Source organism: Hydrogenobaculum acidophilum, assembly GCF_054656715.1.
The window spans coordinates 1-8,306 of record NZ_BAAHXP010000024.1 but is presented as its reverse complement, the minus strand read 5'-3'; the positions used below and the strand labels follow the sequence as shown (position 1 = coordinate 8,306).

General features: G+C 32.1%; 9 protein-coding genes and 1 CRISPR repeat array. Of the genes, 8 read left to right on the top strand and 1 reads right to left on the bottom strand.

All coding sequences use genetic code 11. The annotated features are described in order from the left end of the window. Positions 1 to 574: 574 nt before the first annotated feature. Genes ACYQZV_RS08610 through ACYQZV_RS08600 form a run of 3 tightly spaced genes read left to right on the top strand, consistent with a single transcriptional unit; the run spans position 575 to position 1,843 of the window. Positions 575 to 925: an RpnC/YadD family protein gene (locus tag ACYQZV_RS08610; protein ID WP_459895136.1), complete on the top strand. Its 351-nt coding sequence runs from the start codon at positions 575 to 577 to the stop codon at positions 923 to 925. Between the two features lie 7 nt (positions 926 to 932). Beyond that, positions 933 to 1,505, top strand: a complete 573-nt coding sequence (locus ACYQZV_RS08605; RefSeq protein ID WP_459895134.1) for an RpnC/YadD family protein — start codon at positions 933 to 935, stop codon at positions 1,503 to 1,505. A 53-nt stretch (positions 1,506 to 1,558) separates the two neighbouring features. Beyond that, complete coding sequence (locus ACYQZV_RS08600; protein WP_459895132.1) at positions 1,559 to 1,843, top strand: HU family DNA-binding protein; 285 nt, start codon at positions 1,559 to 1,561, stop codon at positions 1,841 to 1,843. A 580-nt stretch (positions 1,844 to 2,423) separates the two neighbouring features. Here ACYQZV_RS08600 and ACYQZV_RS08595 read toward each other — a convergent pair. Further along, positions 2,424 to 2,717, bottom strand: a complete 294-nt coding sequence (locus tag ACYQZV_RS08595) for a hypothetical protein (RefSeq protein WP_459895130.1) — start codon at positions 2,715 to 2,717, stop codon at positions 2,424 to 2,426. A gap of 288 nt (positions 2,718 to 3,005) precedes the next feature. On the opposite strand from ACYQZV_RS08595, the gene ACYQZV_RS08590 reads away from it, so the two are divergent. The 5 genes from ACYQZV_RS08590 to ACYQZV_RS08570 all read left to right on the top strand — a co-directional run. Then, positions 3,006 to 4,028, top strand: coding sequence for a hypothetical protein (locus ACYQZV_RS08590; protein WP_459895127.1), 1,023 nt, complete (start codon positions 3,006 to 3,008; stop codon positions 4,026 to 4,028). After that, positions 4,029 to 4,475: a hypothetical protein gene (locus tag ACYQZV_RS08585; RefSeq protein WP_459895124.1), complete on the top strand. Its 447-nt coding sequence runs from the start codon at positions 4,029 to 4,031 to the stop codon at positions 4,473 to 4,475. It abuts the gene before it with no gap. Between the two features lie 331 nt (positions 4,476 to 4,806). After that, positions 4,807 to 5,217: a CRISPR direct-repeat array (repeat unit 29 nt; unit sequence GTTGCTAATTTACCTTATGGGATTGAAAC). Positions 5,218 to 5,272: 55 nt separating this feature from the next. Beyond that, positions 5,273 to 6,316, top strand: a complete 1,044-nt coding sequence (locus ACYQZV_RS08580; RefSeq protein WP_459895121.1) for an Rpn family recombination-promoting nuclease/putative transposase — start codon at positions 5,273 to 5,275, stop codon at positions 6,314 to 6,316. A 366-nt stretch (positions 6,317 to 6,682) separates the two neighbouring features. Then, a complete protein-coding gene (locus tag ACYQZV_RS08575; RefSeq protein WP_459895118.1) occupies positions 6,683 to 7,081 on the top strand; it encodes a hypothetical protein in 399 nt (132 codons plus the stop codon). Positions 7,082 to 7,109: 28 nt separating this feature from the next. Beyond that, positions 7,110 to 8,306: hypothetical protein (locus ACYQZV_RS08570; RefSeq protein WP_459895116.1), on the top strand; the 1,197-nt coding region annotated here is incomplete at its 3' end.

Below are 8,306 nucleotides of genomic sequence, written 5' to 3'. Positions count from 1 at the left end.
TCTTAACGCCGTAGATTTCTCGTCTTAACGCCGTAGATTTCTCGTCTTTTCAAGATAGTCGTCGCCAGCAAACCTTTGTCTATCAATGATTTCCGGCGACGGGCTGTCGGCTACAAATATATTTACTAATATATTTACAAGTGTATTTACAAATACACACACAAATTTGTATACAAAGGGAGCACAAAAAATTTTGTGTGTGTGTCATCAAAAAAAAAAAAAAAAAAAAAAAAAAAAAAAATATAAGACATCCCCTTCGACCTTGAAAAAAACCCTCTATGAAAATATCCCTCCTATGAAAAGATAAATATTTTTATTATTTCGCAAAAATTTCTTCGAACCTTGAAAAACTGCCTCAAAAACGCTAAGCCAATCAATGGTTTGCGGGCAGTAAAATTGCAAAATCGTACTTTCCTACCTTCTTAATTTTTTCTGTCTTCTAAGCATTGATGTATTGTTAAGGTTTTAGTGGTTTTACCTTTGATACACAAGGCTTTAATAGGATTTTTTTGTTCAAAGAGAAGTTCTTTTTTCACTTTAGCAGTTTACTTATATTTCTGATACAATATAGCAAATGAGTACAGATAAAGTAAACGACCAATCTAACAATTACTTTTCAAAAGACTATCTTACCTTTGATCTATCTCTAAAAGGGCTTGCAAAATTAGGTCCAAAGAAGCTAATCCAGCTTATCACCAATCATTCTGTAAAATCTTTACTTCCTACAGAATATCAGAAGTTAGAGTTGAAACTAGATTATGTGGTAGAACTTGATAACGGCGATATCTTACACGTAGAATTCCAATCTGTAAATGACCCTATGATGCATTTTAGAATGCTTGAGTACTTAGTGGCATTAATTAAAGAATTTAAAGGTAGGAATGTAATTCAGGTTGTCTTATATCTTATACATAGGCAACGATAAGATGAGTATGGAAAACCAAGTTTCAAATTACAATTTATCTTACTTATTTCATCTTATAGATATAAGAGATTTACCCAAAGAAGAACTCTCAAATAGTGACTCTTTAGCAGATCTTGCTTTTGCATTACTCACCAACATAAATGAAGAAGAAGCTGTAAAGCTTTTCGACAAGATTCTTGATATTTTACAAACTCTTCCTTCTCATGATGTTGAAAACTACAATTTGCTATTGACAAATATTCTAAGAAGAAGGAAATTTATCAAAGTAATATGGAATAAGTTTAAGGAGGATAAGCGTATGAAGTTTGTTTTTACAAGAGAAGAGATTTTAGATGACCCACTTTACGAAGAAGGTAAGCTTGAAGGTAAGCTTGAAGGTAAGCTTGAAGGTAAGCTCGAAGAAGCTAAAAAACTTCTAATCCTAACCATAGGGGCTAAGTTTGACTCTACTCCAGAGGATATATCTTCTAAGATAAACTCTATAGATAACTTGCAGCTAATAGAGGAGATTACTAAGGAGATAGTAAAAGCTAGTTCTATAGAAGAGGTAAGAGATATACTTCTTAAGCATTCTTTATAGTCATATTCTTGTATAATATTTTCATAGTGATACAAATAATTTAGGAGGATTTTATGACTAAGAAAGAGATGGCTTCTATGTTGGCTGAAAAAGTAAATATACCAGTATCTAAGGCAGAGCTTGTAGTTAGCGTTTTTACTGATATTTTAAGCAAAGCTATATTAAAAGATGGATATGTAAATCTATATGGTTTTGGTACGTTTAAGGTATCTACGAGAAAGGCAAGAAAGGGTAGGAATCCTAAAACTGGGGAAGTGATAGATATTCCAGATCAAAAGACTGTAAGATTTAGGCTTAATTCTTCTTTGAAAGAACAGCTTAATCAAAAGAAAAAATAGCCTGTTTTTTTGGTACATAAACTTTTAAATTTCTTTAAGCCTTGAAAAACTACCTCAAAAACACTAAGCCAGTCAATGGTTTGCGGGCAGTAAAATTGCAAAATCGTACTTTCCTACCTTCTTAATTTTTTCTGTCTTCTAAGCATTGATGTATCGTTAAGGTTTTAGTGGTTTTACCTTTGATATACAAGGCTTTAATGGGATTTTTTGTTCTTAGGTTAATAACCTAATAACCTAATAACTTTCCTATTTATGATGAAAAATTTATTATTGATTATGTTTGATGTAAACTAGCCAATGGGGGCGGGGCGTGATGATATTAGTGGCTTATTAGTGTATAGGAAGAAAAACTACTTAGACCTAAGATTATCCACAATACAATGTTGGTTTTGGTTCTATATCTTTTTTTTCCTCTTTTTTTGGATTTATTTAGATTTTAAAAGTTAGTGCGAGCGGTAGCGAAGCGAAAGCGAGCACTGGGGGTCAAGGGGGTTATATATACCCCCTTGCGGGGGTTTGGGGGCAGAGCCCCCATTTCTTTCTTAATCATTAGAAACTCCTTTGTATAAAACACTCTGATTTAATTTTTTTGTTTTTTATCTAAAAGCTCTTCCTTATTCATGTACTTTTGTAGGGTTTTTGCGGATATTCTAAAAACTTTGTATTCTTTTGTGTAAACTTTCTCTTTTGCAAGAAGCGAGTTGATAGCTTGTCTTATCTTGGTGATAGTATAGCCTTTATTAAGCATTTCTACTATTGCATCTTTTATGGCATCTAAAAAAGCATATTCGTTGAGAAGTCTTTTGTTAATCTTCTTATTTTTACTTTCTGCTGTCTCTAAAAGTTTTCTTTTTAATTCATCATTCTTAACCATAGTATTGAATATAATGCAATGTGTGAAAAATTTTATGATATGTATTATAACAAGGTTATCATAGTAATGGAAATACAAAGTGAAAAGCTAAGTGAAAATGAGAGTTAGAAGCTAAGTGAGAATAATTAGGGGACTGGTATATACCGAAACGGGAGTTTCGGAAATAAAAGAAAACAAAATAATTGACTTTCTGAAAGAACAAACTATAATATTTCATAAGGATGGTTTTGCCTGTTTTTCCCAAAAACAGGACGTGACCTAAACGTAATTAGGTGTGAGTCTAAACATATGGTGCTTGAGCTTAAAAAGGATTTTGACAATATGTCAGTAAAGCGGGCTATGAAGTGTCTGCTTTTTGGATACCTCAAACAAGGGATAGGTATGTCTAAAAGAGAGATACAAAATAATAGACCGGATAAGTATTCTCCTCTTATTCATTCTTATTCTACTTTTGAGCGGTATGCTGGGATACTAAAGCAATTTGCCGATGATATGGTAAAGCTTGGTAAGAAGAAGTTTAAAGATATAACCTATGAAGATGTAAAGACTTGGCTTGATAAAAAGGCAAGTTTGTATACGGAATCCACTTTAAAGGCCAACGTTTGTGCTTTGGAAAAGCTTTTTTATGCGGCTAAGAAGTTTGATATTGTTGATAGTTTAAAAGAGGAGTTTCAAGGCTTTTATGAAAAGGCAAAAGCCAATGGGCGTGCAGAACCTTTTGTTAACCCAAAAAGGGTGCTAAACACTATTTTAGAGTATGAAAAGAAAGCAAAAAATAAAGATTTAAAGGACTTATACAAACTCGCTTATGCGTGGGCAAGCATTCAATATTACTCTGGGGCTCGTGTTGGAGATATAAAAAAGCTTAGAGTAGAAGGTAATAAAGTTGTTATTGAAAAATCCAAAGGCGGGCGTACAAGGGTGCTTGATTTTTCAGATGCCCCTTATAGAATAGAAAAGTTAAAAAAAGCCCTAAGCATTATACAAACTATCAATCTTGAGTTTAAAACATTTAGAAAAGACTTTTATTACCCTATTTTAAAAGAGGCTGTGAAAAAAGCTGGAGAAAGATACACTGGTTCTCATTCTTTTAGGGTTAACTTTGCAATAGAAAGATTCAACGAGATAAAACAAAGGGTTTTAAAAGATAACGCTACCGTATTCATGCTGAAAACGGAGTTAGAAAAGATAAAACAAGAAAACAAAAACTATACCTTTGAGCATGTGTTAGAAAGCTATTGCGATAGGCTTTTAACAAGAGAAATGGGTCATAACCGAGAAAGCATGAGCAAATACTACAGGAGTGCTTAATTGAACACTGTTAAAGTTGAAAGAAAGATAAAAATAGATCACAAGCTTTGGAATATCGTTGAGAACATAAAAAAATCAAACAACTTTAAAAGCGATTCCGAAGCATTGGAATCTATATTAGAAGAATATCAGTTTTTGAAAAGTACTATCAAAGAAATAGAAAATGCTTTGGCTCAAGAAAAACAAAAGACTACTAATCTATTAAGCGAGCTAATTGAATACCAACAAAGGTATAAAGAATGCAATGCTATGTATCAAAAGATGATACAAGATTTATCTAATGGTATAGAAAAGATAAACAAACTGCCTAAAAGTTTGACTCAACTTATTGAGGACAAAGAAAATGAAGCCATAGAAGTTTTTATCAAGACCTTTGATGGTAAGCTAATAGCAGCTGTGGCTGTATTTATAGTGGTTTCGTTGATAATTATATCGCTAATGAAATGATAGGATAGTTTATAAACTTTGTGCTATAATAAAAATATCAACTAAGCATAGCTTAGCGATCGTACTTTAACAGCTAAATAAGGGTTAAGTGTACTTGTTTATTAATATGATATATATCACCATTGAGCTCAAACCCACCCTTACGAAAAATAAATGTTTTCCTCGTCTTTTACTTACATCATAAAACTCCAAAAATCACTGATACACAATCTTTTTCAGTCATCTAATCTATATCACCATTCGTATAGTAAAATTTACATTTTTATTGATATATATCATAATTTAACATATTGACAAAAGGATAGCCTTTTAGTAAAATTTTAAGTGGAAGGTTGCTAATTTACCTTATGGGATTGAAACCAAACACTCGACTCCGTAACTTGACTGGGCAAAAATGTTGCTAATTTACCTTATGGGATTGAAACCTTTGGTGAGGCTCTTGGCGCGTATGTGTCCTGGTTGCTAATTTACCTTATGGGATTGAAACAAGTTCTGTATCCATAACATCACCTCCTATTGAGTGTTGCTAATTTACCTTATGGGATTGAAACTGGAACAACAAGAACAAAGTTGTTGTTTAACAACAAGTTGCTAATTTACCTTATGGGATTGAAACACGAGATCCGTAGCCATTTTCATGGCTTGTATCTGTTGCTAATTTACCTTATGGGATTGAAACCTGGAACCCCATCTACCTTCACTGTAACTAACACGTTGCTAATTTACCTTATGGGATTGAAACTATTTGTCTATTCACTAGTAGGCCACCAAATAAAAACCAATGCTATAATACTCAAATGGATGATATAGATAAGATTCATAAAGAGTTAGAAAAACTAAAGGAACTAACAAGCTCTCAATACTCCGATAAGACCTTTAAAACTTTCTTTAAGAAAAAAGAAAATGTAAAAACCCTAATTGAAGCAAGATATCCAGATTTAGCTAAAGAGCTTGATTTTGATAGTATGGTGTTTGTGGATACTGAAAAATACGATACAGAAGAAAACCTAAAATCTCATTACGATATGGCATTTCAAGTAAAGTTAAAATCCACTGGAGAACCTTTAGAGCTATATTTTATCTTTGAACACAAATCAGCTCCAGATAAGTATATAGTTATCCAACTTCTTTCTTATGTATTAGCAAGGTTTAACGAAGCAAAAAGACAGAGAAAAGAACTTCCAAAGATAATTCTTATGGTGGTGTATGTAGGAGAACAAGATTGGAACATACCCACATCTTTAAAAGATGATGACAAGCTTCCAGACAACATAAAACCTTTTATATTTGATGTTGAATACTTTCTCATAGACCCAAGCTCTATGAAAGAAATAGAGAACAAAGTTTTAAGAGAAAACTTAGAGCTTTATGCATACATTAAACTAATGGAGTTTATATCTAACAAAGCATCTCTTGAAGAACTCTTACAAGCTATGCTTTTAGGTATTACGGACAAAGGTACATTCTTGCTTTTACTTTGTAATGTTTATATTGCAAAGAAAATTGACATTCCCACCATAAACGCTAAATTAAAAGAATTATCCCAAGGAGGAAAAGAGATGAAGAGTTTTATAGAAGAGGTTATAGAGTATTATCAAGAGCAGGCAAAGGATGAGGGAAAATTAGAAGGTAAATTAGAAGGTAAATTAGAAGGTAAATTAGAAAGTGCTAGACAATTTATTATTGGTATCTTAGAAGAGAGATTTGAAAGTGAGGATATATTGGATATAAAAAATGAGATAGATAAAATCTCAGATTATGAGTTTCTTACATACCTTGGGAAAAGAGCTGTGAAGGTTTCATCTGTTGATGAGTTTAGGAAGTTGATAGAGAGGGTGTAATTTGTACCGCATATTTCTATACTCATCTGGATTATCCTCTAAGAATGCTTCTTGTTCTTTAAGCATAAGACCTCTTCCATTACTTCAATTACTTTCTGCAATCCCTCACTGGGATTAGCCAATCTTGGCGGTCTACCTCTTCTTTTCATAAACAAAACCTCCTAAAATGATATTTAAACATATTTCTTTCCATTTTACACAAAATTGTTTTTGGTCCCAGTGAAGATGCAAAGAAAGACATAAAAGCCCTAAGCAATGGGCAAATTACCGAAGAGCAACTAAATCCTATAAAAGAAGCGATAAATGAAAATATAGAGTTTATAGTAAATGACATAGAAGCTTCTAAGAAACAAGGAGGAGAATAATATGGAAGACAAAACCAGTGCTCTTATAAGTGCTTTGGCTCTATTGATGGCTGAAAGAGCTGGAATTATGGAAGATATACCACTCAAAGAAATTGGTATCTTAGCTGGTGTAATAGCTTCAGCCACTGGTATAATAAGAAGTTTTATAAACGACGAAATTAACAAAGAACAAACGATAAAAGGTTTGGAAGATGCAATAGATAGAGCATTTCATGCTATATTTTCAACCACTTTAGATTCTGGTCATGCTGTATTAACAACTTACCTTGAAAAAGAATTTGGAGTAATAGGTTCTATGATATCTAAATTTATCTCAGAAATCTATCATCAACATAGAGATACTTTGATAGAGAGTGCAAAAGATTTAACTAAAAACATCTTAAAGAATTATGTACAATAAAATAAATTTAAACTCTTGAGGGTTTACTATGGATAGGAATATATTTGGTAGAACCGTTATAAAAATGTCTTTTCTGGATGAATCAGGTAATGAGATAACTGTAAGAGAAATAAAAGAGTTTAAAGAAGTATTAAAGAAAGAATATCTTCCAGATTTAATAGCTTACTTAGAAAATGGAAGGATAGAGCAGTTTTTCTACGGGCATGGAGAAGATGATATAAAAAACATGATATCTGATTTAAAAGCTAAAAGAGAAGAGCGCATCAACATCCTTAATGCTATAGCTGAAAAGCTTGGAGTACCGAAAATAACCATAGATGAGAACTCACATGATAATACACTAGTAAATATAAAAGACATGAAAAGCTATTTAGAAAAAGGGGGAGATTACAAAATACTACCAGGTGCGGTTGAATTATCTGGGGATGTAAATGTTAATAATAATGTTTCAATTTTAGGGAAAGATAAGTCTAAACATCTAATCTCCATGGCAAAAGCTTCTATATCGATTAATAGCTCAATGTTTCGTTCTTCCACACTTCAAATAGCAAATGTAACCATCAATGTAGATGAGTTAGTTATAAAAGGCAATGGAACGATAGAATTTAAAAATGTGGATTTCAAAGGCAATACAATTAAGTTAGATTTTAAAGGCAATGTCATTTTTAGCGATTGCGATATAAATTGTGCCATAGATTCTAAAGGTGCAAAAATTAATATCAATAATTCTAAATTACATGAGGGAGAGTTTTTATCGTTTGATTCAGGTTCACTTGTTTTGACTAAATCACAAATATACTCTTATACAAAATCTGTTAGCTTAAAAAATTCTAAATTTTCTATTGAAAGCTGTGATATATATGGAAATGGAAATGAAGATAATGAAAATGAAAAAGATAGCTATCCTCAATTATTGATAATAAAATCAAATGGTAGTGTAATCAATGCAAAAATCCGTGATGGGGTTAATAGTGGTGGTATTTACGCTATATCCTCTGAAATCTCAATTAAATCCTGTGAGGTATCTAAGAACTATCACCATGGTATCAATATTAAAGAAAACTCTAAATTCTCTATTGAGGGTTGTGATATATATGGAAACGGGAATGAAAAGGAAGACTTTGCTCAGACATACATAGGAAGATCAAAAGGTGATATAATCAATTCAAAAATTCATGATGGAGTTAATAATAACGGTGTTCACATATTTTCCTCTGAAATCTCA

Bases quoted from the DNA above. Each gene is read 5' to 3' on its own strand.
- ACYQZV_RS08575 (WP_459895118.1), top strand. From the start codon at position 6,683: ATGGAAGACAAAACCAGTGCTCTTATAAGTGCTTTGGCTCTATTGATG.
- ACYQZV_RS08590 (WP_459895127.1), top strand. From the start codon at position 3,006: ATGGTGCTTGAGCTTAAAAAGGATTTTGACAATATGTCAGTAAAGCGG.
- ACYQZV_RS08610 (WP_459895136.1), top strand. From the start codon at position 575: ATGAGTACAGATAAAGTAAACGACCAATCTAACAATTACTTTTCAAAA.
- ACYQZV_RS08580 (WP_459895121.1), top strand. From the start codon at position 5,273: ATGGATGATATAGATAAGATTCATAAAGAGTTAGAAAAACTAAAGGAA.
- ACYQZV_RS08595 (WP_459895130.1), bottom strand. From the start codon at position 2,717: ATGGTTAAGAATGATGAATTAAAAAGAAAACTTTTAGAGACAGCAGAA.
- ACYQZV_RS08600 (WP_459895132.1), top strand. From the start codon at position 1,559: ATGACTAAGAAAGAGATGGCTTCTATGTTGGCTGAAAAAGTAAATATA.
- ACYQZV_RS08605 (WP_459895134.1), top strand. From the start codon at position 933: ATGGAAAACCAAGTTTCAAATTACAATTTATCTTACTTATTTCATCTT.